Here is a 24,807-nt window from a genome sequence, read left to right on the forward strand (position 1 = left end):
GTCGGCATTCCGGAGGCGAAAAAAAAGCCGCTGGGCAGCGGCTTTTTCAGGGTGACGGGCCGGGGGCGGCTCAGGTGGGCAGGCCGTGGCGGGCCTGTTCCGCCGCCACCCGGTCCATGCCCTTGCGCCGGGCCATCAGGGTATAGACCGTGGGCACCACGAAGAGGGTGAAGAAGGTGCCCAGGAGCAGGCCGCCGACGATGACCCAGCCGATCTGGGAGCGGGATTCGGCGCCGGCGCCCCGGGCCAGGGCCAGGGGGATGGCGCCCAGCACCATGGCGCCGGTGGTCATGAGGATGGGGCGCAGGCGCAGTTCCGCCGCCTCGATCACCGCTTCCCTGACATTGCGCCCCTGCTCCTGCAGCTGGTTGGCGAATTCGACGATGAGGATGCCGTGCTTGGTGATCAGGCCCACCAGGGTGACCAGGCCGATCTGGCTGTATACGTTGAGGGTGCCGCCGCTGAGGAGCAGGGCCAGCAGGGCGCCGGCCATGGACAGGGGCACCGTCAGCATGATGATGAAGGGGTCGCGGAAGCTTTCGAACTGGGCCGCCAGCACCAGATAAATGAAGGCCAGGGCGAGGATGAAGGTGAGGGCCAGGGAGGCGGTGGAGGTCTTGAACTCCCGCGACTGGCCGTTGTAATCGACGGCGTAGCCGGCCGGCAGCACCTCTCCGGCGATTCCTTCCATGGCCGCCAGGCCCTCGCCCAGGGTGGAGCCGGGGGCCAGGTTGGCGGTGATGGTGACGGCGCGGCGCTGGCCGAAGTGGTTCAGCTCCCGGGGGCTGATGGTCTCGTCCACCTGCACCAGGTTGGCCAGGGGGATCATCTCGCCGCTCTTGCCGCGCACGTAGATGTCGCTGATGTCCCGGGGATTGGCGCGGTCGGCGTCGCTGACCTGGACGATCACGTCGTACTGCTCGCCGTCCCGCTTGAAGCGGGTCACCTGGCGGCCGCCGAGCATGGTCTCCAGGGTGCGGCCGACGGTTTCCACGGGCACCCCCAGGTCCGCCGCCTTGTCCCGGTTCACCGCCACGGAGAGCTGGGGCAGGTTGAGCTTGAGGTCCGTGTCCACATTGAGGAACAGGGGGCTCTTGGCCATTGCCGCCAGGAACTTGGTGGTGGTGGCCTGCAGCTCCTGGTAGGAGGCGGAACTGACGATGACGAAGTTGATCGGCCGTTCCCGGGCGCTCTGGCCGAGGGACGGTGGCGTCACCGGGAAGGCCATGACGCCGGGGATGTCCTTGAAGCGGGGCAGCAGCTGTTTGGCGATTTCCGGCGAGCTGTGCTGGCGCTCCTTCCAGTCCTTCAGGCGCAGGATGGCGGAGCCCTGGGAGACGATGGGATTGCCGGAGACGACGAAGTAGTTGGCAGCGTCGGGAATGGCGGCGTAGATATTCTCGATCTGGCGGGCGTACTTGTCCGTGTATTCCAGGGTGGCGCCTTCGGGGCCGTTGAAAATGCCGAAGATGACGCCCCGGTCCTCGATGGGGGACAGCTCGGACTTGAGCAGCTTGAGCATGCCGACGCAGCCCAGGGCCACCACGGCGAAGCCCACCAGGACCATCCAGCGCCGGTTGAGGGCGGCGCCGAGGATGCGGCGGTAGCCGGCGTTGAGCCAGTTGAGGAAATTCTCGATGGCGACGAAGGCCTTGCCGTGCTTTTCCTCGTGCCGCAGCAGCACCGAGCACATCATGGGCGACAGGGTCAGGGCGACGAAGCCGGAGACCAGCACGGCGCCGGCCAGGGTCAGGGCGAATTCGATGAAGAGCTTGCCGATGCGGCCGGTCATGAAGGCCACCGGGGCATAGACGGCGGCCAGGGTGATGGTCATGGCCACCACGGCGAAGCCGATTTCCTTGGCCCCCTGGAGGGAGGCCTGGATCGGCGGCATGCCTTCCTCGATGTGGCGGTAGATGTTCTCCAGGACCACGATGGCGTCGTCCACCACCAGGCCGATGGCCAGCACCAGGGCCAGCAGGGTCAGGGTGTTGATGGTGAAGCCGAGGACGAACATGAGGGCGAAGGCGCCGATCAGGGACACCGGGATGGTGACCAGGGGAATGAGGGTGGCGCGCAGGTTGCGCAGGAAGAAGAAAATGATCAGCAGCACCAGGATCACCGCTTCGCCGATGGTGGAAAACACCGATTCGATGGAGCGGTCGATGAAGACCGAGGAGTCGTAGGCGATTTCCACCTTCAGCCCGTCGGGCAGCTCGGCGGCGATCTTCGGCAGCTCGGCCCGCAGGGCCCGGGACAGGTCCAGGGGATTGGCGGTGGACTGCTTGATCAGGCCCAGGCTCACCGCCGGCTTGCCGCCGAAGCGGACGTTGGTGCGCTCGGCGGCGGCGCCGATCTCCACCCGGCCCAGGTCCCGGATGCGCACCGGGTAGCCGTTCACCGTCTTCACCACGATGGCGGCGAACTGTTCCGGTTCCTTCAGGTCGGTCTGGGCCAGCACGGCGAATTCCCGCTGGCGGCTCTCGATGCGGCCGGCGGGCACTTCCACGTTCTGGGTGCGCAGGGCGTCCTCCACCTCCTGGGCGGTGATCTGGTGGGCCGCCAGGCGGTCCTTGTCGAGCCAGATGCGCATGGCGAACTTGCGCTCGCCGAAGACCCGCACGTCGGCGGCCCCGGGCAGGGTCTGCAGGCGCGGCTTGACCACCCGGTTGGCGATGTCGGTGACCACCAGGGGCGAATGCTTTTCGGAGGAGAAGGCGAGCCAGATGACCGGGCTGGCGTCGGCCTCCACCTTGGCGATGACCGGCTCGTCGATGTCGTCGGGGAGCCGGTTGCGCACCCGGGAGACCCGGTCGCGCACGTCCGAGGCGGCGGAATCCGGATTGCGCTCCAGGCGGAAGCGCACGGAAATCTGGCTGCTTTCCTGGCGCGAGATGGAGGTCAGCACATCCACCCCCTCGATGCCGGCCAGGGAATCCTCCAGGGGCTTGGAGATCTGGGATTCGACGATTTCCGCCGAGGCGCCCCGGTAGGTGGTGGTGACGGTCATCACCGGTTCGTCGATCTTCGGGTATTCGCGCACCGAGAGGCGCTGGTAGGAGACCAGGCCGATGAGCATCACCGCCAGGGAGAGCACGGTGGCGAACACCGGGCGGCGGATGCAGATGTCGGACAGCAGCATGGCGGCTTATCCCTGCTTGGCCGGCCCGGGGGCGGCCTGGGGCGCGGCGGTGGCGGCAGGGGGCTTGGAGATGCCCGTCCCTTCTGCCTCCTGGGCCGGCTGGGGGGCAGCATCCACGGCCTTCACCGGGCTGCCATCCTGCACCTTGAGCTGGCCGGCGGTGATGATGCGGTCCCCCGCCGCCAGGCCAGAGAGGATTTCCACCTGGGCATTGCGGCGCAGGCCGGTCTTCACTTCCACCTTCTTCGCCTTGCCCTCCTCGATGCGGAACACGGTCTGCTTGCCGCCGCCGGAGACGATGGCCTGCTCGGGGATCATCAGCACCCCGTCCCGGTTGCCGAAGAGCAGGCGCACCCGGGCGAACATGCCGGGACGCAGTTTGAGCTCCGGGTTGTCCAGGCGGGCGCGCAGGGAAATGGCGCGGCCGTTGGCATCCACCAGGGGATCCACCGCGTCCAGCACCGCCTTGAAGGCCTGGTTGGGCAGGGCGTCCACGCTCACTTCCACGGCCTGGCCCTTTTGCAGGCGGCTCAGGTACAGCTCGGGCAGGCGGAAATCCAGCTTCAGGGTGCGGATGTCCTCCAGGTTGATGAGGTCCGCCCCTTCCTTGACGTAGTCGCCGACGCTCACCTCCCGGATGCCGACGACGCCGGCAAAGGGCGCCCGGATGCGGGTCTTGGCCAGCTTGGCCTCGGCCAGGGCGACCGCCGCCTCCTGCACTTTGAGGTTGGCGGCGCTGGTGTCCAGGGATTGCTGGCTGATGAACTTCTTCGCCAGCAGTTCCTCGGTGCGTTTGAAATTGGTCACGGCCAGGGCGTGGTTGGCCTTGGCCTGTTGCAGTTCCGCCTCCTGGGTGGCTGCATCCAGGGCCACCAGCACTGTGCCCCTGGCCACCGGCACGCCGTCCTTGAAGCCGATGCTGGCGATGCGTCCCGCCGTTTCCGGCCGCAGCACCACGGATTCGTTGGAGCGCAGGGTACCCACCGCCGCCGCCTCGTCGGTGATGCTTTGGGGCGCCGCCAGCGCCGTTTCCACCGGCAGGGGCGCTGCCGGGGCGCCGGCGCCGCCCGCCTTGGCGCCGGCCGCTGCCGGGGCCTGGGGCCCGCCGGGAGCCCGGTTGGCGTTGTAGGCGACCCAGCCCAGGCCGACGATTCCGGCGGCGGCAAGGGCGATGACGGCGTAGCGGTGTTTGCGGTGGGGCATGGCGGAGTCTCGTGGTTCCGGCCTGCCGCCGGCGTGGCGCGGCGGCGGGCGACAGGGCCGCAGGCGAAAGGGCGGCGGCGATTTGGCAGCGGGCAATTCTACTCCATCGCCACCCCGGGCCCCGGCCGGGGCAAACGTTGCAAAATGTAAAAAGGCGGCCCGGAGGCCGCCTTTCCATGGCAGGTGCCGGGTTGCAGGATCAGCCGTTGGCGCGCTGCTCCAGCACTTCCACGGCGGGCAGCTTCTTGCCTTCGAGGAATTCCAGGAAGGCGCCGCCACCGGTGGAGATGTAGTCGATCTGCTTCTCGATGCCGTACTTGGCGATGGCGGCCAGGGTGTCGCCGCCGCCGGCGATGGAGAAGGCCGGGGAGTGGGCGATGGCGGCTGCCAGCATCTTGGTGCCGCCGCCGAACTGGTCGAATTCGAAGACGCCGACCGGGCCGTTCCAGACGATGGTGCCGGCGTGGGCGATGATGCTGGCCAGCTTGGCGGAGGTCTTGGGGCCGATGTCCAGGATCATGTCGTCGGGCTGCACGTCGTTGGCGTCCACCCGGTTGGCGCGGGCATGGACGGACAGTTCGTTGGCCACCACCACGTCTTCGGGGATGGGCACGGAGGCGCCGCGCTCGTCCATCATGTCCATGATGTTGCGGGCTTCTTCCACCAGGTCCAGCTCGGCCAGGGATTCGCCGATGGGCAGGTCGTCGGCCACCATGAAGGTGTTGGCGATGCCGCCGCCGACGATGAGCTGGTCCACCTTGCCGGCGAGGGACTTGAGGATGGTCAGCTTGGTGGAGACCTTGGAGCCGGCTACGATGGCCACCAGGGGGCGCTTGGGGTTTTCCAGGGCCCGGCCCAGGGCGTCCAGCTCGGCGCCCAGCAGGGGGCCGGCACAGGCCACGGGAGCGTACTTGGCGATGCCGTGGGTGGTGGCCTCGGCCCGGTGGGCGGTGCCGAAGGCGTCGTTCACATAGACGTCGCACAGCTTGGCCAGCTTCTGGGCCAGCTCGTCGTTGTTCTTCTTCTCGCCCTTGTTCACGCGGCAGTTTTCCAGCAGCACCACGTCGCCGGGCTTCACCTCGAAGCCGCCGTCCACCCAGTTGTCGATCACCGGCACCTTGCGGCCCAGCAGCTCGGCCAGGCGGTGGGCGATGGGGGCCAGGCTGTCCTCGGGCTTCATCTCGCCTTCGGTGGGACGGCCCAGGTGGGAGGTGACCATGACCGCGGCGCCTTTTTCCAGGGCCATCTGGATGGCCGGCACGGAAGCGCGGATGCGGGTGTCGTCGGTGATGCGGCCGGTCTCGTCCTGGGGTACGTTGAGGTCGGCGCGGATGAAGACGCGCTTGCCCTTCACATCCAGGTCGGCGAGTTTGAGAACGTTCATGGAAGTCTCCTTGCGTTGAATTTGGTGATGAGGCGCGGTGCGGTGAATGGGATGTTCAGGACCGGGACCAGCCGGCATGCCAGCGCTGGGCCACGTCCACCATGCGATTGACGAAGCCCCATTCGTTGTCGAACCAGATGAAGAGGTTGAACAGGCGGGCGCCGCCGGCCCGGGTCTGGCTCAGGTCCACGATGGCGGAATGGGGGTCGTGGTTGAAGTCGATGGAGGCGTGGGGGGCTGCGGAGGTGGTCAGCACGCCCTTCCAGGGGCCGTTGGAAGCGATCTGCAGCAGGGCGTTGAGGCCCGCCACGTCTGCATCCTGGGCCAGGGTCACGGTGAGGTCGATGGCCGAGACGTTGAGGGTGGGCACCCGGATGGCCTTGGCCAGCACCTTGCCCTTGAGGCCCGGCAGCAGGCGCTCCACGCCCCGGGCCAGGCCGGTGGAGACCGGGATCATGGACTGCATGGCGGAGCGGGTGCGGCGCAGGTCGCTGTGGTGGTAGCCGTCCACCAGGGGCTGGTCGTTCATCACCGAATGCAGGGTGGTCAGCAGCACCTGTTCCAGGCCCAGCTCCCGGTCCAGCAGCTCCAGCACCGGCACCACCGCGTTGGTGGTGCAGGAGGCGTTGGAGACGATGCGCTCGTCGCCGTTGAGGCGGCCGTGGTTGAGGCCGTAGACCACCGTCGCATCCACGTCGGCGGCGCTGTTGGCCGGGTGGGACAGCAGCACCCGGGGGCAGCCGGCCTCGAGGAAGCGGCGCAGGCCGGCCCGGTTGCTGTACTGGCCGGAGCATTCCACCAGCAGATCCACCTTCAGGCTGCGCCAGTCCACTCCCTCGGGGGTGTCGGCGTGGGTCAGCTGGATGCTGCGGCCGTCGATGACCAGGGTGCCGTCCTGCAGTTCCACCGGGGCGGGGAAGCGGCCGTGAGTAGAGTCGAAGCGGGTCAGGTAGGCGATGCTCTCGCTGTTGGCCGGTTCGTTGATGGCAACTACCTGGAATCGGTCCGCCAGTCCCCGTTCATGCAGGGCCCGCAGAAAGCAGCGACCAATGCGGCCGTAACCGTTGATGGCAAGACGAAGGGGGGGGAGGGAGCCGGACACGGGGGCCAAGTAGGATATGGATGAAGGCCGTGATTTTACAGGGTTGTGGCCCTAAATCCGAGAGGCCGACAGGGTTTTGCCCGGCAAGGATGGCCGGGGCCGGCCAACCTTGCCGTCATTTTTTTGCCCCGGGCAGGCGGCAAATATTCACCAGGTCGGCGAAGTCCTTTGTTCTCAAAGGGAATTTACATTCTGGTACGCCGTTTGCATGGCGAGGTCGTTATTTTTTGGGAGAGCCTATCATGCAGATCGGCAGCATCTTCAGCCACGTGCAAAACGTGGGGCGCCTCGGCGCCAATCGTAATTCCGTGGAGGCAGGAGGCGGCAAGAGTAGCATCGACGACGTGGCTGCCAGCGGTGCTTCCTCCGGCAGTGTGGCCGGGACCCAAGAGGCTCCCAAAAGTGCGGCCCAGAAGGCTGAAGAAAAGGCGGCTGCGGCCAAAGCAGAGCGGGATTCCCTGCGCAAGGAACTGGATGATTACCTGAGCAAGTCTCCGGCAGAGCATATGCGGGATGCGATATTGAAGGAGATGGGCCTGACCGAAGATGACCTGGCCGCCATGCCGGCAGAGAAACGGGAGGCCCTGGAGTCGGAAATCGCACAGCGCATGAGGGAGCGCTTACTGGCGAAGAAGGAAGAGGAAAATCCAGCTTCCCAGGAACAGATGGGCCAGATTCGGGCTGCTCGAGCTGTGAGCCAATATCAGGCCCAAGTTCAGGAGGGTGGTGTTTCTCCGGCCGGTATGCCTGATTTCGAACTGCTGCGGGCCACCATCAACCAGCGTACGTCGACCTAAGAGCGGTCTCCTATTTCTATTGATTAGCGGGTGGGTGCCCAATGAAAAAGCCGCTGGCCCCTTGCGGGAACCGGCGGCTTTTTTTGCCTTGGGTAGGATTGCGCTTACTTGGCAGCCATCCAGGCGCGGGCGGCGTCCAGCATGCGGCAGGAGTAGCCCCACTCGTTGTCGTACCAGGCCAGCACCTTCACCAGCACGGAGCCGTCGGCACCCTTGATGACCCGGGTCTGGGTGGCATCGAAGGTGGAGGAGACGGTGGTGTGGTTGAAGTCGGAGGAAACCAGGGGCTCGTTGTTCACCGCCATGATGCCCTTCAGGGGGCCCTTGGCAGCGGCGGTCATCAGCTCGTTGATCTCTTCCTTGGTGGTGGCGCGCTCGGCGGTGAAGGTCAGGTCCACCAGGGAGACGTTGATGGTGGGCACGCGCAGGGAGAAGCCATCGAACTTGCCGGCCAGCTGGGGCAGCACCAGGCCGACAGCCTTGGCGGCGCCGGTCTTGGTGGGGATGATGTTGGCGGCGGCAGCACGGGCGCGGCGCAGGTCCTTGTGGCGCACATCCACGGTCACCTGGTCGTTGGTGTAGGCGTGCACGGTGGTCATCAGGGCCTGCTTGATGCCGACGCTCTCGGCCAGCACCTTGGCCACGGGGGCCAGGCAGTTGGTGGTGCAGGAGGCGTTGGAGACCACGGTCATGTCGGCCTTGAGCACGCCTTCGTTAACGCCCATGACGATGGTGGTGTCCACGTCGTCGCCGCCGGGGGCGGAGATCAGCACCCGCTTGGCACCCTGCTGCAGCAGGGCCTGGGCCTTTTCCTTGGTGGTGTAGGCGCCGGTGCATTCCAGCAGCACTTCCACGCCGTGCTTGGACCAGTCGATGTCCTTGGGGTTCTTGGTGGAGTAGAAGGGGATCTTCTTGCCATCGATGATGATGCAGTTCTCGCCCTCGGTCTCCACGGAGGTGCCGAAGCGGCCGTGGGTGGTGTCGTACTTCAGCAGGTGGGCGTTGGTGGCCAGGTCGCCGGAGGCGTTGATGGCAACCACGTCGAACTCATTCTGCAGACCCTGCTCGTAGATCGCCCGCAGGGTGCAGCGACCGATACGACCGAAACCGTTGATGGCAACCTTGATAGCCATGGCACTTCTCTCCTCTATCTAAAAAACCTGACGCGCCCCGTGGCCGGGGCACCCCTTCCTTTTATTCCAGCACTTCCTTGACGGTCTTCACCACATTGGCCACGGTGAAGCCGAACATCTCGAACAGCTTGCCGGCGGGGGCGGACTCGCCGAAGCGGTCGATGCTGACCACGGCGCCGTGACGGCCCACGTACTTGTGCCACAGGCCGGAGTGGGCCGCTTCGATGGCGACGCGCTTGCGGCAGGTGCCCAGCACCTGTTCCCGGTAGGCGGCGTCCTGGCGTTCGAAGGCTTCGACGCAGGGCATGGAGACGACACGGGCGGCGATGCCCTCGTCGCCCAGGGCCTTCTGGGCATCCAGGGCCAGCTTGATCTCGGAGCCGGTGGCGATCAGCACCACCTGGGCTTCGCCCTTGGCCTCGGACAGCACGTAGCCGCCGCGGCGGATGGTCTCGGCGCTGATGCCGGCGGTGACATTGGGCAGGTTCTGGCGGGACAGGGCCAGGACGGAAGGACCGTCATGGCGTTCCACGGCATTGGCCCAGGCCACGGCGGTCTCAGTGGAGTCGGCGGGACGCCACACGTCCAGGTTGGGGATCAGGCGCAGGGAAGGCACGTGTTCCACCGGCTGGTGGGTCGGGCCGTCCTCGCCCAGGCCGATGGAGTCATGGGTGTAGACCATGATCTGGCGCTGCTTCATCAGCGCCGCCATGCGGATGGCGTTGCGGGCGTAGTCGGAGAACACCAGGAAGGTGGCGGTGTAGGGGATCAGGCCACCGTGCAGGGCCAGGCCGTTGGCGATGGCGGTCATGCCGAATTCGCGCACGCCGTAATAGACGTAGTTGCCGCCGTCCTTGCGGGTGACGCCCTTGGCGGCCTTCCACAGGGTCAGGTTGGAACCGGCCAGGTCGGCGGAGCCGCCCACCACTTCCGGCAGGTTCGGCACCAGGGCGGCGATGGCGTTCTGGCTGGCCTTGCGGGTGGCGATGTTCTCGGCCTTGGCGGCGGTGTCGGCGATGTAGGCATCCACCACCTGCTGCCAGTTGGCGGGCAGCTTGCCGGCCATGCGGCGCTGGAATTCGGCGGCCTGGGCCGGGAAAGCGGCAGCGTAGGCGGCGAAGCGTTCGTTCCACTGGTCTTCGGCGGCCTGGCCCTTGGCCTTGCCGTCCCAGGCGGCGTACACGTCGGCGGGGATTTCGAAGGGGGCGTGGTTCCAGCCGATGGCAGCCCGGGTGGCGGCGATTTCCGCATCGCCCAGGGGGGCGCCGTGCACGTCGTGACTGTCGGCCTTGTTGGGGGAGCCCATGCCGATCTTGGTTTTGCAGCAGATCAGGGTGGGCTTGTTGCCTTCGGCCTTGGCCTGCAGCAGGGCGGCCTCGATGGCGGTGGCGTTGTGGCCGTCCACATTGGGGATGACCTGCCAGCCGTAGGCTTCGAAGCGCTTCGGGGTGTCGTCGGTGAACCAGCCTTCGACGTGGCCGTCGATGGAGATGCCGTTGTCGTCGTAGAAGGCGATCAGCTTGCCCAGGCCCAGGGTGCCGGCCAGGGAACAGGCTTCGTGGGAGACGCCTTCCATGAGACAGCCGTCGCCGAGGAAGACGTAGGTGTGGTGGTCCACGATGTCGTGGCCGGGCTGGTTGAATTCAGCCGCCAGGATCTTTTCCGCCAGGGCCAGGCCCACGGCGTTGGTGATGCCCTGGCCCAGGGGGCCGGTGGTGGTCTCGATGCCGGGGGTGTAGCCCACTTCCGGGTGGCCAGGGGTCTTGCTGTGCAGCTGGCGGAAGTTCTTCAGGTCGTCGATGGAGACGTCGTAGCCGGTCAGGTGCAGCAGGCTGTAGAGCAGCATGGAACCGTGGCCGTTGGAGAGCACGAAGCGATCCCGGTCGGCCCACCGGGGGTTGGCCGGATTGTGCTTCATGTGGCGCCGCCACAGGACTTCGGCGATTTCGGCCATGCCCATGGGCATGCCGGGGTGACCGGAATTGGCTTTCTGGACCGCATCCATGGCGAGGGCACGGATGGCGCTGGTGAGGGGATTGAATTGCATGGTCACCGGAAGGGGGGAGGCGGGAAAGAGGCGGAATTATCCGCCAAATGCTGGGGTTTTTCCAGATTCACCGCAGCACAAGGGCTGCCGCGGTGGGGTAATTCCGCTGGGATAGGGCAATGGCGGCAGCCGGTCCCGGCCCGTCCGGGGTTGCGGCGGCCTTTTCCACGGGAAAGCTGCCGGGCTCAGGCGCCCCGGCTGCGGTCTTCCACCAGTTGCCAGATGAGGGGCGTCAGGATCAGCTGCATGGCCAGGTCCTGCTTGCCGCCGGGGACCACGATGGTGTTGGGGCGGGACATGAAGGCGTCGCCGATCATGTTGAGCAGGTAGGGGAAATCCACGCCCCGGGGGTCGCGGAAGCGGATGATGACGAAGGATTCGTCGTTGCTCGGGATGTCCCGGGCGATGAAGGGGTTGGAGGTGTCCACCACCGGCACCCGCTGGAAGTTGATGTGGGTGCGGGAGAACTGGGGCGTGATGTGATGCACGTAATCGGGCATGCGCCGCAGGATGGTGTGGGTCACCGCCTCCAGGGAATAGCCCCGGCTGCGGGTGTCCCGGTGGATCTTCTGGATCCATTCCAGGTTGATGATGGGCACCACGCCGATGAGCAGGTCCGCATGGCGGCCCACGTCGATCTGCTTGTCCTGGTAGGCACCGTGCAGGCCTTCGTAGAAGAGCAGGTCGGTGCCCGGAGCGATGGCTTCCCAGGGGGTGAAATAGCCCTCGGGCAGGCCCCAGCGGCGGGCCTCGGCGGCACCGTGGATGTACTGGCGGATCTTGCCGGTGCCGTGTTCGCCGTATTCGCGGAAGAGGGTTTCCAGCTCGGCCAGCAGATTGGCCTCGGGGCCGAAGTGGGAGGGCGGCTTGCGTCCCTCACGCTCGGCGGCCTCGATGTTCTGGCCCATTTCCGTCCGGGTGTAGCGGTGGAAGGCGTCGCCTTCGACAATGGCGCCGTTGATCTTTTCCCGGCGGAAAATGGATTCGAAGGTTTTCCGGACCGTGGTGGTGCCGGCGCCGGAGGAGCCGGTGACGGCGATGATGGGGTGTTTGGCCGACATGCTCCTCCTCTCCTGATATCTCAGGATTCCAGGTGGTAGGCGGTGACCCGTTCCACCTCGTTCTTCGAACCCAGGACCACCGGCACCCGCTGGTGCAGCTGGGTGGGCTGCAGGTCCAGGATGCGCTGGCGGCCGGTGGTGGCGGCGCCGCCGGCCTGTTCGACGATGAGGCTCATGGGATTGGCTTCGTAGAGCAGGCGCAGCTTGCCGCCCTTCTCCGCGGTCTTGGTGTCCAGGGGATACATGAAGAGGCCGCCGCGGGTGAGGATGCGGTGCACGTCGGCCACCATGGAGGCGACCCAGCGCATGTTGAAATCCTTGCCGCGCACGCCTTCCTTGCCCTGCAGCAGTTCGCCCACGTAGCGCTGCACCGGGGCTTCCCAGAAGCGCTGGTTGGACATGTTGATGGCGAATTCCTTGGTGTCCTCGGGGATGCGGAGGTTCTCCTGGGTCAGGACGAAGGAGCCCACTTCCCGGTCCAGGGTGAAGCAATGCACGCCCTGGCCGATGGTCAGCACCAGGAGGGTGTTGGGGCCGTAGAGGGCGTAGCCGGCGGCCAGCTGCTGGGTGCCGGGCTGCAGGAAGGCCTGTTCAGTGGGCTCCATGCCTTCGGGGCAGCGCAGCACGGAGAAGATGGTGCCGACGGAGACGTTGATGTCGATGTTGGAGGAGCCGTCCAGGGGGTCGAACATCAGCAGGTATTCGCCCTTGGGGTAGCGGTGGGGAATGGGATGGGGATGGTCCATCTCCTCGGAGGCCATGGCTGCCAGGTGGCCGCCCCATTCGTTGGCTTCCAGCAGGATTTCATTGGAGATGACATCCAGCTTCTTCTGGGCCTCGCCCTGCACGTTGTCGCTGCCGGCCTCCCCCAGCACGCCGGAGAGGGCGCCCTTGCCGATGGAGATGGAAATGGCCTTGCAGGCCCGGGCGACGACTTCGATGAGGAAGCGCAGGTCGGCGTTGATGTGGTTGTCGCGCTGGGCTTCGATCAGGTAGCGGGAAAGGGTGGTACGGGACATGGAATTCCTTGCAGCGGGTTGCAGCGAAAATGGGTGAGGTCCCCGGCGGGAACGATACGGAGGGGTATTCTACCCCGCCCTACCGGCCTGCTGGGCGAGGAAGGCGGTGGCGGCCGCCAGCGGCAGGGGGCGGCTGAAGAAGTAGCCCTGCACCTCGTCGCAGCCGTCGGCCGCCAGCATGTCGAGCTGGGCCGAGGTTTCCACCCCTTCGGCCACCACTTCCAGGCCCAGGCTGTGGGCCAGGGCAATGGTGCCGCGGGCGATGGCGGCGTCATCCGGGTCCCGCTCGATGTCGCGCACGAAGGAGCGGTCGATCTTCAGCCGGTCGATGGGGAACAGCTTGAGGTAGGAAAGGGACGAGTAGCCGGTGCCGAAGTCGTCGATGGCCAGGGTGACGCCCATGTCGTTGAGGGCCTGCAGGGTGGTGATGGCCTCCTCCGGCCGTTCCATGACGCCGCTCTCGGTGATCTCCAGCTCCAGCAGCACGGCGGGCAGGCCCGTTTCCTGGAGGATGGCGGCCACCCGGCTGGGGAACTCCTTTTCCTTCAGCTGCCGGGTGGACAGGTTCACCGCCATGCGCAGGGGCGGCAGGCCCTGGTCGAGCCAGGCCTTGAGCTGGCGGCAGGCGGCCTGCAGCACCCAGTCGCCGATGCCGACGATGAGGCCGGTTTCCTCGGCGATGGGGATGAAGCGGTCCGGCGGGATCAGGCCGTCCTCCGGATGGCGCCAGCGCAGCAGGGCCTCCACCCCGGTGACCCGGTCGGCGGCGAGGGCGAACTGGGGCTGGAAGTGCAGCTCCAGCTCGTCATTGACCATGGCCTGGCGCAGCTTGCGTTCCAGTTCCAGGCGCTCGGTGGCGGCCCGGTTCATGGCCGAGGCGAAGAACTGGAAGTTGTTCCGGCCGATGGCCTTGGCGTGGTACATGGCGGTGTCGGCGTTCTGCATCACCGTCGGCACCGTTTCGCCGTCGTCCGGATAGAGGCTGATGCCGATGGAGGCGGAGGTGTGCAGCTCGTGGGCGCCGACCCGCAGGCTGCGGGCCACGTCCTCGATGATCTTGCCGGCCACGTGGGCCGCATCGTTGGCCCCTTCCACGTCGGGCAGCACCACCACGAACTCGTCGCCGCCGAGGCGGGCCACCGTGTCCGATTCCCGCACGGCGGAGCGCAGGCGGTGGGCGATTTCCATGAGCAGGGAGTCGCCCACGGCGTGGCCGAGGGAGTCGTTGATGGTCTTGAAACGGTCCAGGTCCATGAACATCACCGCCACCTTGTGGCCATGGCGCCGGGCATCGGCCAGGGACTGCTCCAGGCGGGCTTCCAGGGTGAAGCGGTTGGGCAGGCCGGTGAGGGGGTCGTGGTGGGCCAGGTGGTGGATGCGGGCCTCGGTCTCCTTGCGCTCGGTGATGTCGGAGAAGAGGGTGATGTAGTGGGTGAGGGCGCCGCTCTGGGTGTCGTGCACGGCGTTGATGGTCATCCACTTGGGGTAGATCTCGCCGTTCTTGCGCCGGTCCCAGATTTCCCCGGCCCAGGCGCCGGTGTCCCGCAGGATTTCCCACATCTGCCGGTAGAAGTCCTTGTCGTGGCGGCCCGAGGCCAGCATGCGCGGATCCTGGCCCAGCACTTCCTCCTGGGCGTAGCCGGTGATGTCGCAGAAGGCCCGGTTCACCGAGATGATGCGGTTGCCCTGGTCGCAGATCATGATGGCTTCTGGGCTGTTGGCGAAGACCTTTTCCGCCAGCTTCAGCTCGGCCTCGGCCCGGTGGCGGGCGGTGATGTCAGTGTAGATGATGATGGTGCTGCCGTCCCCCAGGTTGACCTGGCGGATCTCCAGCACCGTGCCGTCGGGCCGCTCCCGCAGGACGGCGGTGTTGTTGGGCCGCTGCAGGGCCCGCAGCACGCCCCGGGTGCGCCGTTCCTCGTCCCCCGGGCCGTATTCGCCGCGGCGGGCGTTGAAGCGGACCATGTCCTCCAGGGTCGGGTAGCCCTGGGCGAAGAGGGTGTCGGGCAGGTCCAGCAGGGTGCGGAAGCGCTCGTTGCAGGCGATCATGCGCTGCTCCGGGTCGTACAGGCTGACGCCGTCCGGCAGGTTCTCCAGGATGTTCTGCAGGATGGCGTTCTGGTTGCGCAGGGCCTGTTCGTTGCGCTTGCTTTCGCTGATGTCGGTGTAGGTGGTGATGAAGCCGGTGAGCTGGCCGTCGTCGAAGAGGGGTTCGCCCTGGACCAGGGTGGTGCGCCCGTCCAGGCGGGTGCGCTCGAAGCGGTGGGGCTTGAACTGCATGGCCAGGGCCTTGCGTTCCTGCACGTGCTGTTCCGGATCGCCGGGGCCATACTCGCCCCGCTGGGCCGGGTAGCGCACCAGGTCCTCGAAGGGCACCCCGCGGTAGAGGGCTTCGGCGGGCAGGCCCAGGACTTCCCGCATGCCTTCGTTCCACAATTGCAGGCGCAGATGCTCGTCGAAGACGCTGATGCCCTGGGGCATGTTCTGCAGCACTGCCCGCAGCTGGGTGGACTGGCGCCGGTATTCTTCTTCCGCCAGCTTGCGTTCGGTGATGTCCTGGGTGGTGCCGCTGGCCCGCAGGGGCTGGCCCCGGGCATCCCAGAAGAGTCGGCCCCGGTTGATGAAGTGGCGCAGGCGACCGTCCTGCAGCAGCACCCGGTATTCGACGGCGAAGGTTTCCTCCTTGGCCGCGTTGTGGTCGGTGGCCTGTTGCACCTTGTCCCGGTCCTCCGGGTGCACCAGCTCCAGGAAGTGGGCGTAGGTCAGGGGCTCGCGCGGGTCCAGGCCCACCAGGCGGTAGGCTTCCTCGGAACACCAGAGGCGGCCACTGCGCAGGTCCCGCTCCCAGCTGCCGATGTGGCCGATGCGCTGGGCTTCCAGCAGGCGGTCCTGGGTGCGCTGCAGTTCCTCCGCCGCCAGTTGTTCCCGTTCGTGGCGCTCGGCGAAGAACTTGCGCTGCTGGCGCAGCAGGTACAGGGTGAAGGCGCCACCCCCGGCCAGCAACAGCAGGGAGACGCCGTAGGTGAGGAAATTGCGCTGGCGCACCGGGGAGAGGATTTCCTCCGCATCCACCTTGGTCACCAGGATCCAGGGGGTGTCCGCCACCTGCTGGCTGGTGGCCAGGGTCAGCTGGCGGCGGTAGTCGACACCCTCCTGCTGGGGCGCGGCCGTGGCCGGGGCGCCGAGCATGCTTTCCTCCCGCCGCAGGTGCAGCTTGAGGGCCGTGTCCTGGCGGTGGCGCAGTTCGTTGAGCACCAGGAAGTCGCTTTCGTCCTGGCGCAGCAGAAGGGTCTCGGCGGTGGCGCTGGGCACCGGACGGGCCTGGATGAGGGGAAAGAGGACGGCGCCGGGGTCGATCCGCTGCACCAGGAAGGCCAGACGCTGGCCGCTGCGGGGGCTGCGGATGACGGCGGCCAGGTCGATGAAGGCATGGCCCTGGGGGTCCAGCTGCAGGTCGCTTAGCTGGGGCTGGTCGCTGTATTCGGCGACCTTGAGCAGGTCCCGGGTGGCTTCACTGACGCTGCTGTCCTGGGGTGGGGCGGCGGTGCTGAAGCGCACCCGTCCGTCGTCGTCGAGCAGCAGGTAGGCCCGGTTCTCCGGCAATTCGGCCAGGGGGCCCAGACTCTTCTGCAGGTTGGCCTGGAGTTCTGCCGCCTTGCCCGGGGCCTCGAGCAGGCGCTCCAGGTGCAGGCTGTCCTGCCACGATTTTGCCTGGGCCTGCCGTTCGCTGCGCCAGGCGGCCACCTGCTGGGCCTTGAGGTCGGCCACGGCCCGCAGTTCCTGGAAGGTGCGGACGCGTACCGCTGCCTCCTCGCTGTGGGATAGATAGATGTTGGCCAGCCCCAGGCTGACGGCCAGGGAAAAGAAGACGACGACAACGGTCGCCTGAAGGTGGGTTTCGCGGCGCAGGGACATGGCTGGGGCCGGGGTGCTGGCAGGGGGGACAGGCGCCATTATCCCAGATTCCATGGGCCGGATTTGCGCTTTCCGGCTTGCTCCTGGCGGGGGGGGTATAGTAATTTGCCGACAGCATAGGGAGGTACGGGGGTGCCTCCTTCGATGTCATACAAATATAAAGCTTGGCTCAGGGAACCCCATGAAAATCCGAACGTTCGTCCTGGCGACCTCCATCCTGGTTGGGTTGCTCTTTTTTGGCGGCAGCTATTGGGCCGTCAGCCGCTCCTTCGACAGCACCGTACGGGATCATGCCCGGGAAGGCGCCAACACCATGGCGCGCATGGCATTCGTCTCCATGTACGAGTTGATGAGCACCGGCTGGCGCCGCGACCAGGTGGAAAAATTCCTCCAGGGCATGCGCGACGCCACCCGGGGTTCCAACGCCACCGTGGAAATCTATCGCGGCCCCAAGGTCGAGGCCCTCTTCGGCGCCATCGAGCAGCCGCCCCTGGATGAACTGCTGCGCCAGGGTTTTTCCGCCGGCAAGCCCCAGGAGTCCATGCAGGGCTCCTTCATCCGCTTCATCTATCCCCTGCAGGCGGAAAACCGCTGCCTGCGCTGTCACGACAACGCCGCCGTGGGCGACGTGCTGGGCCTGATCGAAGTGCGGCAGAACGTGGGCGGCCTGGTGGACCAGGCCCGGGCCGAATTCTCCTGGTCCCTGGCCATCCTCATGCCTCTGGGCCTGCTGCTGGCGCTGCTGGCCGTGTGGTGGGTGAACCACCGGCTGGAAGGCGCCCTGCGCCATGTGGAGGAGGGCGTGGCCGGCGTCAATGCGGTATCGGACCTGCGCAAGCTGGAACTGCGCGGCAGCCGCCCCGGCTTCGCCGAGCTGACCCGCATCGTCTGCGCCGTCGAGGAGCTGGTGGCCAAGCTGCGGGCCGTGGCGGTGGACAAGGACATGCTCAAGTTCGAGATCGGCCTGCTGGAGAAGTTCGTCATCACCTCGGACATCATCCGCGACTGGACCGAATACGTGAATCACCTGGTGGTGGACATCAACAAGGTGATGAACGCCCACGTGCTTTTCTCCATCTTCCAGATCGACGACGAGCTCTTCGACCTGGAGATTTTCTGGTACCGGGAGCCCTCCGCCGCCACCAAGCAGCGGGTGGAGAGCCACATCCGGGAAGTGCTGAAGCAGAATCCCCGCTTCTCCGTCATCACCTCCTTCACCATCAACCACCACGTGGCCAAGCCCGGTGGCGAGAAGGTGGAGCTGGCGGAGGAGGAGGTGCAGCTGCGGGTCAAGTCCTTCTTCGTCGATACGCCGAAGATCGGCGGCATCGTCGGCATCGGCGTCCAGGCCGACGAGCTGGAGGACGATACCCGCCACCTGGTGCTCGATTCCGTGCTGTCCACCCTGCTCAACGTGGTGGGGTCGGTGAAGGCTATCTACAAGTACACCAAGGACCTGGAGTACTACGCCACCCGGGACCCCCTGACGGACCTCTTCAACCAGCGGGTGTTCTGGGAAATGATCGGCTACGAGATCGACCGTTCCTCGCGCCACGACGAGCATTTCGGCCTGCTGCTGATCGACCTGGACAACTTCAAGCTGGTCAACGACAACTACGGCCATGCGGTGGGCGACAAGTTCCTCCAGGCCTTCGCCCGGGAGGTGCGGCAGGTGCTGCGCAGCGGCGACATCTTCGCCCGCTATGGCGGCGACGAGTTCGTGGTGATCCTGCCCGAGGCCGACCTGGAGCAGACCTCCGTCATCGCCCAGCGCATTCTCGAGGCCTCCCGGCAGAGCAGCGTCACCGCCTTCAACGGCGACGTGGTGCACGGCACGGCTTCCATCGGCCTGGCCGTGTATCCGGACCACGCCACCGAGCCCAAGGACCTCTTCCTCTTCGCCGACAACATGATGTACAAGGCCAAGGCGGAGGGTAAGGAGCGGGTCGCCATTCCCACGGCGGACGACGTCATGGAAGTGTTCCGCGACATCTCCCAGAAGAGCGTCACCATCCTCAAGGCCATCGACGAACGGCGGTTGATTCCCTTCTTCCAGCCCATCCTGGATGTCCAGGCCGGCGTGGTGGTGGGCTACGAAGTGCTGTCCCGCATCGAGGTGGACGGGGAAATCATGCGGGCCGACGAGTTCGTCGAGATCGCCGAGAAAATCGGTGTCATCCACCGCCTCGACTGCCTGGTGATCGAACTGGCCCTGCAGAAGCTGGCGGCGGAGGGGCACGAGGGCTACATCTTCCTCAACCTCTCGCCCCGGGCCATGGTGCTCAACGAGTTCGCCCGCTCCCTGCGCCAGATCGTGGCCGATTCCGGTATTCCGCCGGAGCGCATTGTCTTCGAGATCACCGAGCGGGATACGGTGAAGAATCTGGCCCTGATGGAGCGCTTCCTCAACGACCTGAAGTTCGACGGCTTCAAGCTGGCCATCGACGACTTCGGTTCAGGCTTCTCCTCCTTCCACTACCTGCGCCGCTTCCCGGTGGATTTCCTCAAGGTGGAGGGGGACTTCGTGGTCAATATCCTGCACAGCACCAAGGATCGGGCCTTCGTCCAGAGCATGCAGTCCCTGGCCCACGAACTGGGCATCCAGGTCATTGCCGAATTCGTCGAGACCGGCGAGGTGCTGGACGAGTTGAAGCGCATGGGCATGGACATGGCCCAGGGCTATTACATCGGCCGTCCCGACCGGGAAATCCGCAAGCCCGCCTGAGCACGGGGCGGGCCGGCGGCCTAGAGGTCGGCCCGCAGCCAGTCCCGCCAGGCGGCGAAGACGCCGGGGTCCAGGGCAGCGACGATGCGCCGGCGCCACAGGTCGTCGGCGTGGAAGTCGTCCTGCTCCAGGGTGCACATGTGGCCGCCCGCTTCCTTCAGGATCAGACAGCCGGCGGCGTAATCCCACAGCATCTGGCCGCCGTGCACTGCCACGTCGATGCGGCCCGCGGCCACCTGGCACCACTCCAGGGCGCTGCTGCCGAAATTACGCTGGGAGAAGAAGGGCGGTGCCGTGGCGATGCGGACGGCCAGTTCCCGGGGCAGGCGTTTCAGGTCCACATTGGCTACCGCCTGGTCCAGGCTGCCGGCCACCCGGCGCAGGGGCAGGCGCTTGCCGTTCACGTAGGCGCCACCGCCCTCCCAGGCATAGAACAGTTCGTTGGTGATGGGGTTGTAGGTGATGCCCAGGCGGGGCTTGCGTTCCCGCAGCAGGGCGATGGAGACGGCGAAGACGGGCAGGCCGTTGACGAAGTTGGTGGTGCCGTCGATGGGATCGATGCACCACACGTCCCCGTTGCCCGCCTCCAGGGCGGCTTCCTGTTCGGCCCGGCTCATTTCCTCGCCGATCACCGGGCAGGGGACGATTTCCGGCAGGCGCTGCAGGAGAAAGCTCTGGCACGCCAGGTCCGCTTCCGAGAGCAGGGTGCCGTCATCCTTGCGGTGGTGGATGGCCTTCATGAAACGGGGCACGATGGCTTCCCGGGCCACCTGGTGCACGGCTGCGATGACCGTTTCAACCGTGTGCCGGTTGGCGTTGTCGGCGTAGCGCATGGAACGGCTCCGGCTCAGGTGTCACGCCATTTCAGGGAACAGCCGATGCTCGGCGTCTGCTCCGCCGGGCCGCGGCCGCCGGCGGCCACCAGGGTCATGGCCTCGAACAGCTCCCGGCGGGCATCGGGGCGGGGGGCATTGCGGCCCGTGTCGTCCAGGCGGCCCCGGTACTGCAGTTGCAGGTCGGCGTTGAAGCCGAAGAAATCCGGGGTGCACACAGCGCCGTAGGCCCGGGCCACGGCCTGGCTGTCGTCCAGCACATAGGGGAAGGGCAGGTCCCACTGGCTGGCCAGGGCCTGCATCTGGGCAAAGCCGTCTTCCGGGTAGGCCGCCGTGTCGTTGCTCATGACGGCAATGCTGCCGATGCCGTGGTGGTCGCGCAGTTCCCGGCAGTCCCGCACCAGGCGCTCGAGAATGGCTTTGACGTAGGGGCAGTGGTTGCAGATGAACATCACCAGCAGGCCCCGGGGACCCCGGGCGCTGGCCGGGCCGTGCTGGCGGCCGTCGGTGCCGGGGAGGAGGAAGTCCGGCGCTTGCCAACCGAAGTCGCAGAGCGGCGTGGTGAGGCTGACCATGGGGAAACTCGCTTTCTGTCAGGGTATGGCAGAGCGGCCCCGATTCTCTGGAACTGGCCCGCAAGCCCCGTGGATGCACGGGAATGGGCGACGTAAGGGCGCGCGCGCCTATAATAGCACGATGACCGATCCCCGCTTTTTCTGCTCCCCCGAGGCCCTCAGCCTGAGTCCCGGGCTCTCCGTGGACCTGCCCGAAGGTCCGGCCCGTCATGCCGCCCGGGTATTGCGCCTGCAGGCCGGCGACGGCCTTATCCTCTTCGATGGCCGGGGCGGCGAGTACGGCGCCTGCATCGAGGCCGTGGCCAAGGACCGGGTGCGGGTGCGCCTGGGCGAGCACCAGCCCCGGGAATGCGAGTCGCCCCTGGCCCTGACCCTGATCCAGGCCCTGCAGGGCGGGGACAAGATGGATTTCACCCTGCAGAAGGCGGTGGAACTGGGCGTCAGCCGCTTCCAGCCGGTCTCCAGCCGGCGCAGCGTGGTGCGCCTGGACGGCGAGCGGGCGGCCAAGCGCCTGGAGCACTGGCGCGGCGTCGCTGTCTCCGCCTGCGAGCAGTGCGGCCGCAACCGGCTGCCGGAAGTGGCGCCCCTATTGCCTTTGGAGCGGGCTCTTGGCCAGGCGGAGAGCGCTTCCCGGCGCTTGGTGCTGCTGCCCGGTGCTGCCGTGTCCCTGGCGGCCATGGCGCCGCCGGACGGTCCGGTGTCCCTGCTGGTGGGGGCCGAAGGCGGCCTGGCGCCGGAGGAGGCGGAAGCGGCGGTGGCCGCCGGCTTCACCCCGGTGAGCCTGGGCCCCCGGGTGTTGCGCACCGAAACGGCGGGCCTGGCGGCCCTGGCAGCGATTCAGGCCCTGTGGGGCGATTTCAGGGGAGGGTGAGTCATGTTTGAATCGGCGGAACTGGAACACCGGGTCGACAAGAAGGATTTCGATGCCCAGGTGCCCCAGCTGCGGGCAGACCTGCTGGATGCCCAGTACGACGTGCTGCAGGCCAAGCGCTTCCCGGTGATCATCCTGGTGAACGGCGTGGACGGGGCCGGCAAGGGCGAGACGGTGAATCTGCTCAACTCCTGGATGGACCCGCGCCACATCGACACACACGCCTTCCCGCCACCCTCCGACGAGGAGCGGGAGCGGCCGCCCATGTGGCGCTTCTGGCGTTCCCTGCCGCCCAAGGGCCGGGTCGGCATCATGTTCGGCAACTGGTACACCGACCCCATCCAGGGCCGGGTGAACGGCACCTTCAAGGCTTCCGAGCTGGACCAGCGCCTGGAGGAGATCGTCCGCTTCGAGAAGATGCTCACCGACGAAGGCGCCCTGCTCATCAAGTTCTGGTTCCACCTTTCCAAGAACGACCAGAAAAAGCGTCTCAAGGCCCTCTCCAAGGACCCCAAGCAGAGCTGGCGGGTGAGCGAGCAGGACTGGTGGCGCTACGAGCATTACGACGAATACCGGGAAGTCTCCGAACACGCCCTGCGCCACAGCAGCACCGGCAATGCCCCCTGGGTGGTGGTGGACGGCTTCGACGAGCGCTACCGTTCCCTGGCCGTGGGCCGCATCGTGCTGGATGCCATGCGCCGCCGCCTGGCCCGGCCGGACAGCAACCTGCGCATCGCCGCCGCCCCCTTCCAGCGACCGGTGCCCGGGGAGAACCTGCTCACCGCCCTGGACATGTCCAAGGCCCTGGCCAAGAAGAAGTACGAAAGCGAGCTGGCCGAGTGGCAGGGCCGGCTCAACGCCCTGTGCCGGGACGAGCGCTTCCAGGGCCGTTCCCTCATCGCCGTCTTCGAGGGCAACGACGCCGCCGGCAAGGGCGGCACCATCCGCCGCATCACCAGTGCCCTGGATGCCCGCCAGTACCGCATCGTGCCCATCGCCGCCCCCACCGAGGAAGAGCGGGCCCAGCCCTACCTGTGGCGCTTCTGGCGCCAGGTGCCGCGCCACGGCCGGGTCACCATCTTCGACCGTTCCTGGTACGGCCGGGTGCTGGTGGAGCGGGTCGAGGGCTTTTGCGGCGAGGCCGACTGGATGCGGGCCTACGCCGAGATCAACGACTTCGAGGACCAGCTGGTGCGGGACGGTGCCGTGGTCGCCAAGTTCTGGCTGGCCATCAGCAAGGACGAGCAGTACCGCCGCTTCAAGGAGCGGGAGGACACCCGCTTCAAGCGCTTCAAGATCACCGACGAAGACTGGCGCAACCGGGAAAAGTGGGACGACTACGAGCAGGCGGTGTGCGACATGGTGGACCGCACCAGCACCGAAATCGCCCCCTGGACCCTGGTGCCGGCCAACGACAAGAACTACGCCCGCATCCATGTCTTGCGCACGCTGTGCGAGCATCTGGAAAGGTCGTTGAAAAAAGACCCCGCCAAGAGCGGGAAAAAGAAATGAGACTGTCGTAAAGTCTCCCCTTGCCCATCGTGCGCTTGCCCTCAGAACAGCCCGCCCATGACCGATAACGCCCTGCCCAACGCCGCCCAGTTCGTCGCCTGGTTCCGTTCCGTCGCGCCCTACGTCAATGCCTTCCGCGGCAAGACCTTCGTCGTCGCCTTCGGCGGCAAGTCCATCTCCGGCCCCCTGGCCCGCACCTTCGCCTACGACGTCAGTCTGCTGGCCAACCTGGGGGTGCGCCTGGTGCTGGTGCACGGCTCCCGCCCCCAGATCGAGGAAGAGCTGCAGGAGAAAGGCCTGGAAAGCCGCTTCCACGCCGGCCAGCGCATCACCGATGCGGATACCCTGGACTGCGTCATCGATGCCGTCGGCAGCGTGTACCTGGAAGTGGAGGCCCTCCTTTCCCAGGGGCTGCCCAACACGCCCATGGCCGGCAACACCATCCGGGTGGTGGGCGGCAACTTCATCACCGCCCGCCCCATGGGGGTGCTGGACGGGGTGGACCTGCAATACACCGGCGCCGTGCGCAAGATCGACGCGGAAGGGCTGAAAGCCCAGCTGGGCCTGGGCAACATCGTCCTGCTCTCCAACCTGGGGGCCAGTCCCACCGGCGAAATCTTCAACCTTTCCATGGAAGAAGTGGCGGAGGAGGCGGCCAAGGCCCTGGGGGCGGACAAGCTGATTTTCCTCACCGACAGCCAGGGCGCCACCGATGCGGAGGGCAACCTGCTGGACGAGCTGACCGCCGACGCGGCGGAACAGCTGGCCCGGGTCGGCGAATGGCTGTCGCCGGACCTGAAGCGCTACCTGCCCTGTGCCGTGCGCGCCAGCCGGCGGGGTGTGGGCCGGGTGCATATCATCGGCTATGAACTGGACGGCGCCGTCCTGCACGAGTTGTTCACCCACGACGGCGTCGGTACCGTGGTCACCCGGGACCCCCTGGATACCCTGCGGGATGCCAAGCCCGACGACATCGGCGGCCTGGTGGGCCTGATCGCCCCCCTGGAAGAGGACGGCACCCTGGTGCACCGGCCCCGGGAACTGCTGGAGCGGGAAATCGGCCGCTTCTCGGTGGTGGAGCACGATGGCGTCATCGTTGGCTGCGCCGCCCTCTACCCCTACGCGGAAGACGGCCAGAAGGCCAAGACGGCGGAGCTGGCCTGCCTGGCAGTCTCGCCGGAACATCGCCGCTGGGGCTACGGCGAACGCCTGATGCAGCACATCGAGGGCAAGGCCAAGGCGGCCGGGGTGAAGCGGCTGTTCGTGCTTACTACCCGCACCACCCACTGGTTCATCGAACGGGGCTTTGCCCTGGCCTCGGTGGACGAGCTGCCGGAAGAAAAACGCCACATGTACAACCTGCAGCGCCGCTCCAAGGTGCTGATGAAGAGTCTGGGCAAGTAGGGCCTCGCGCCCCATGGCCCCACAGTGACTGGGGGCTTTGGCGGTACGGCGGCGGCCTCGCGATATAATCATCCCCAACCAATT

Annotated in this window: 16 protein-coding genes; 5 read left to right on the plus strand and 11 right to left on the minus strand. The window is 66.8% G+C overall.

The window, feature by feature from the left end; translation table 11 throughout:
• Nucleotides 1-70 precede the first annotated feature (70 nt).
• The 4 genes from AZSP09_RS16215 to AZSP09_RS16230 all read right to left on the minus strand — a co-directional run bounded on the left by AZSP09_RS16215 (nucleotide 71) and on the right by AZSP09_RS16230 (nucleotide 6,831).
• Entirely contained in the window at nucleotides 71-3,142 is a 3,072-nt protein-coding gene (locus tag AZSP09_RS16215; RefSeq protein WP_152090629.1) for an efflux RND transporter permease subunit, read from the minus strand.
• Between the two features lie 6 nt (nucleotides 3,143-3,148).
• Nucleotides 3,149-4,345 carry an efflux RND transporter periplasmic adaptor subunit gene (locus tag AZSP09_RS16220; RefSeq protein ID WP_152090630.1) on the minus strand — a complete coding sequence of 399 codons (1,197 nt, stop codon included), beginning with the start codon at nucleotides 4,343-4,345 and terminating at the stop codon, nucleotides 3,149-3,151.
• Nucleotides 4,346-4,544: 199 nt separating this feature from the next.
• Nucleotides 4,545-5,729: a phosphoglycerate kinase gene (locus AZSP09_RS16225; RefSeq protein WP_014236645.1), complete on the minus strand. Its 1,185-nt coding sequence runs from the start codon at nucleotides 5,727-5,729 to the stop codon at nucleotides 4,545-4,547.
• A 55-nt stretch (nucleotides 5,730-5,784) separates the two neighbouring features.
• Complete coding sequence (locus AZSP09_RS16230) at nucleotides 5,785-6,831, minus strand: type I glyceraldehyde-3-phosphate dehydrogenase (protein WP_152090631.1); 1,047 nt, start codon at nucleotides 6,829-6,831, stop codon at nucleotides 5,785-5,787.
• A 242-nt stretch (nucleotides 6,832-7,073) separates the two neighbouring features.
• Between AZSP09_RS16230 and AZSP09_RS16235 the strand changes: the two genes are divergently transcribed.
• The gene (locus AZSP09_RS16235; RefSeq protein ID WP_152090632.1) at nucleotides 7,074-7,628 is read left to right on the plus strand and encodes a hypothetical protein; all 555 of its coding nucleotides are present in this window, start codon (nucleotides 7,074-7,076) and stop codon (nucleotides 7,626-7,628) included.
• Nucleotides 7,629-7,732: 104 nt separating this feature from the next.
• On the opposite strand, the gene gap is transcribed toward AZSP09_RS16235, so the two are convergent.
• From gap to AZSP09_RS16260, 5 genes are all read right to left on the minus strand, one after another.
• On the minus strand, nucleotides 7,733-8,761 hold the full coding sequence (gene gap / locus AZSP09_RS16240; RefSeq protein ID WP_014236648.1) for a type I glyceraldehyde-3-phosphate dehydrogenase: 1,029 nt from the start codon (nucleotides 8,759-8,761) through the stop codon (nucleotides 7,733-7,735).
• Between the two features lie 61 nt (nucleotides 8,762-8,822).
• Nucleotides 8,823-10,808 (minus strand): transketolase, encoded by a 1,986-nt coding sequence (gene tkt / locus AZSP09_RS16245; protein WP_152090633.1) that lies wholly within the window; start codon nucleotides 10,806-10,808, stop codon nucleotides 8,823-8,825.
• A gap of 185 nt (nucleotides 10,809-10,993) precedes the next feature.
• Entirely contained in the window at nucleotides 10,994-11,869 is an 876-nt protein-coding gene (locus tag AZSP09_RS16250; RefSeq protein ID WP_152090634.1) for a phosphoribulokinase, read from the minus strand.
• A gap of 20 nt (nucleotides 11,870-11,889) precedes the next feature.
• Nucleotides 11,890-12,888, minus strand: coding sequence for a class 1 fructose-bisphosphatase (locus AZSP09_RS16255; RefSeq protein WP_152090635.1), 999 nt, complete (start codon nucleotides 12,886-12,888; stop codon nucleotides 11,890-11,892).
• A gap of 69 nt (nucleotides 12,889-12,957) precedes the next feature.
• The gene (locus AZSP09_RS16260) at nucleotides 12,958-16,803 is read right to left on the minus strand and encodes an EAL domain-containing protein (protein ID WP_152090636.1); all 3,846 of its coding nucleotides are present in this window, start codon (nucleotides 16,801-16,803) and stop codon (nucleotides 12,958-12,960) included.
• Nucleotides 16,804-16,984: 181 nt separating this feature from the next.
• Here AZSP09_RS16260 and AZSP09_RS16265 point away from each other — a divergent pair, with 181 nt between their 5' ends.
• On the plus strand, nucleotides 16,985-19,528 hold the full coding sequence (locus tag AZSP09_RS16265; RefSeq protein WP_014236653.1) for a putative bifunctional diguanylate cyclase/phosphodiesterase: 2,544 nt from the start codon (nucleotides 16,985-16,987) through the stop codon (nucleotides 19,526-19,528).
• Nucleotides 19,529-19,548: 20 nt separating this feature from the next.
• Here AZSP09_RS16265 and AZSP09_RS16270 read toward each other — a convergent pair whose 3' ends face one another.
• Together AZSP09_RS16270 and AZSP09_RS16275 are read right to left on the minus strand one after the other, a co-directional pair.
• Nucleotides 19,549-20,361, minus strand: coding sequence for an inositol monophosphatase family protein (locus tag AZSP09_RS16270; RefSeq protein WP_152090637.1), 813 nt, complete (start codon nucleotides 20,359-20,361; stop codon nucleotides 19,549-19,551).
• A gap of 14 nt (nucleotides 20,362-20,375) precedes the next feature.
• Nucleotides 20,376-20,936, minus strand: a complete 561-nt coding sequence (locus AZSP09_RS16275) for a thioredoxin family protein (RefSeq protein WP_152090638.1) — start codon at nucleotides 20,934-20,936, stop codon at nucleotides 20,376-20,378.
• A 121-nt stretch (nucleotides 20,937-21,057) separates the two neighbouring features.
• Between AZSP09_RS16275 and AZSP09_RS16280 the strand changes: the two genes are divergently transcribed.
• Genes AZSP09_RS16280 through argA form a run of 3 tightly spaced genes read left to right on the plus strand, consistent with a single transcriptional unit; the run spans nucleotide 21,058 to nucleotide 24,723 of the window.
• On the plus strand, nucleotides 21,058-21,807 hold the full coding sequence (locus tag AZSP09_RS16280) for a 16S rRNA (uracil(1498)-N(3))-methyltransferase (RefSeq protein ID WP_152090639.1): 750 nt from the start codon (nucleotides 21,058-21,060) through the stop codon (nucleotides 21,805-21,807).
• Between the two features lie 3 nt (nucleotides 21,808-21,810).
• Nucleotides 21,811-23,319, plus strand: coding sequence for a polyphosphate:AMP phosphotransferase (pap, locus tag AZSP09_RS16285; protein WP_014236657.1), 1,509 nt, complete (start codon nucleotides 21,811-21,813; stop codon nucleotides 23,317-23,319).
• 57 nt (nucleotides 23,320-23,376) lie between these two features.
• On the plus strand, nucleotides 23,377-24,723 hold the full coding sequence (argA, locus tag AZSP09_RS16290) for an amino-acid N-acetyltransferase (protein WP_014236658.1): 1,347 nt from the start codon (nucleotides 23,377-23,379) through the stop codon (nucleotides 24,721-24,723).
• The last annotated feature ends 84 nt before the right edge of the window (nucleotides 24,724-24,807 follow it).

It is taken from the genome of Azospira sp. I09, assembly GCF_009177135.1.
Taxonomy (GTDB): Bacteria; Pseudomonadota; Gammaproteobacteria; order Burkholderiales; family Rhodocyclaceae; genus Azospira; species Azospira oryzae.

Bases quoted from the DNA above. Each gene is read 5' to 3' on its own strand.
- AZSP09_RS16250 (WP_152090634.1), bottom strand. From the start codon at position 11,869: ATGTCGGCCAAACACCCCATCATCGCCGTCACCGGCTCCTCCGGCGCC.
- gap (WP_014236648.1), bottom strand. From the start codon at position 8,761: ATGGCTATCAAGGTTGCCATCAACGGTTTCGGTCGTATCGGTCGCTGC.
- AZSP09_RS16215 (WP_152090629.1), bottom strand. From the start codon at position 3,142: ATGCTGCTGTCCGACATCTGCATCCGCCGCCCGGTGTTCGCCACCGTG.
- AZSP09_RS16280 (WP_152090639.1), top strand. From the start codon at position 21,058: ATGACCGATCCCCGCTTTTTCTGCTCCCCCGAGGCCCTCAGCCTGAGT.
- AZSP09_RS16260 (WP_152090636.1), bottom strand. From the start codon at position 16,803: ATGTCCCTGCGCCGCGAAACCCACCTTCAGGCGACCGTTGTCGTCGTC.
- AZSP09_RS16265 (WP_014236653.1), top strand. From the start codon at position 16,985: ATGAAAATCCGAACGTTCGTCCTGGCGACCTCCATCCTGGTTGGGTTG.
- AZSP09_RS16235 (WP_152090632.1), top strand. From the start codon at position 7,074: ATGCAGATCGGCAGCATCTTCAGCCACGTGCAAAACGTGGGGCGCCTC.
- AZSP09_RS16220 (WP_152090630.1), bottom strand. From the start codon at position 4,345: ATGCCCCACCGCAAACACCGCTACGCCGTCATCGCCCTTGCCGCCGCC.
- pap (WP_014236657.1), top strand. From the start codon at position 21,811: ATGTTTGAATCGGCGGAACTGGAACACCGGGTCGACAAGAAGGATTTC.
- tkt (WP_152090633.1), bottom strand. From the start codon at position 10,808: ATGCAATTCAATCCCCTCACCAGCGCCATCCGTGCCCTCGCCATGGAT.
- AZSP09_RS16255 (WP_152090635.1), bottom strand. From the start codon at position 12,888: ATGTCCCGTACCACCCTTTCCCGCTACCTGATCGAAGCCCAGCGCGAC.
- argA (WP_014236658.1), top strand. From the start codon at position 23,377: ATGACCGATAACGCCCTGCCCAACGCCGCCCAGTTCGTCGCCTGGTTC.
- AZSP09_RS16270 (WP_152090637.1), bottom strand. From the start codon at position 20,361: ATGCGCTACGCCGACAACGCCAACCGGCACACGGTTGAAACGGTCATC.
- AZSP09_RS16225 (WP_014236645.1), bottom strand. From the start codon at position 5,729: ATGAACGTTCTCAAACTCGCCGACCTGGATGTGAAGGGCAAGCGCGTC.
- AZSP09_RS16275 (WP_152090638.1), bottom strand. From the start codon at position 20,936: ATGGTCAGCCTCACCACGCCGCTCTGCGACTTCGGTTGGCAAGCGCCG.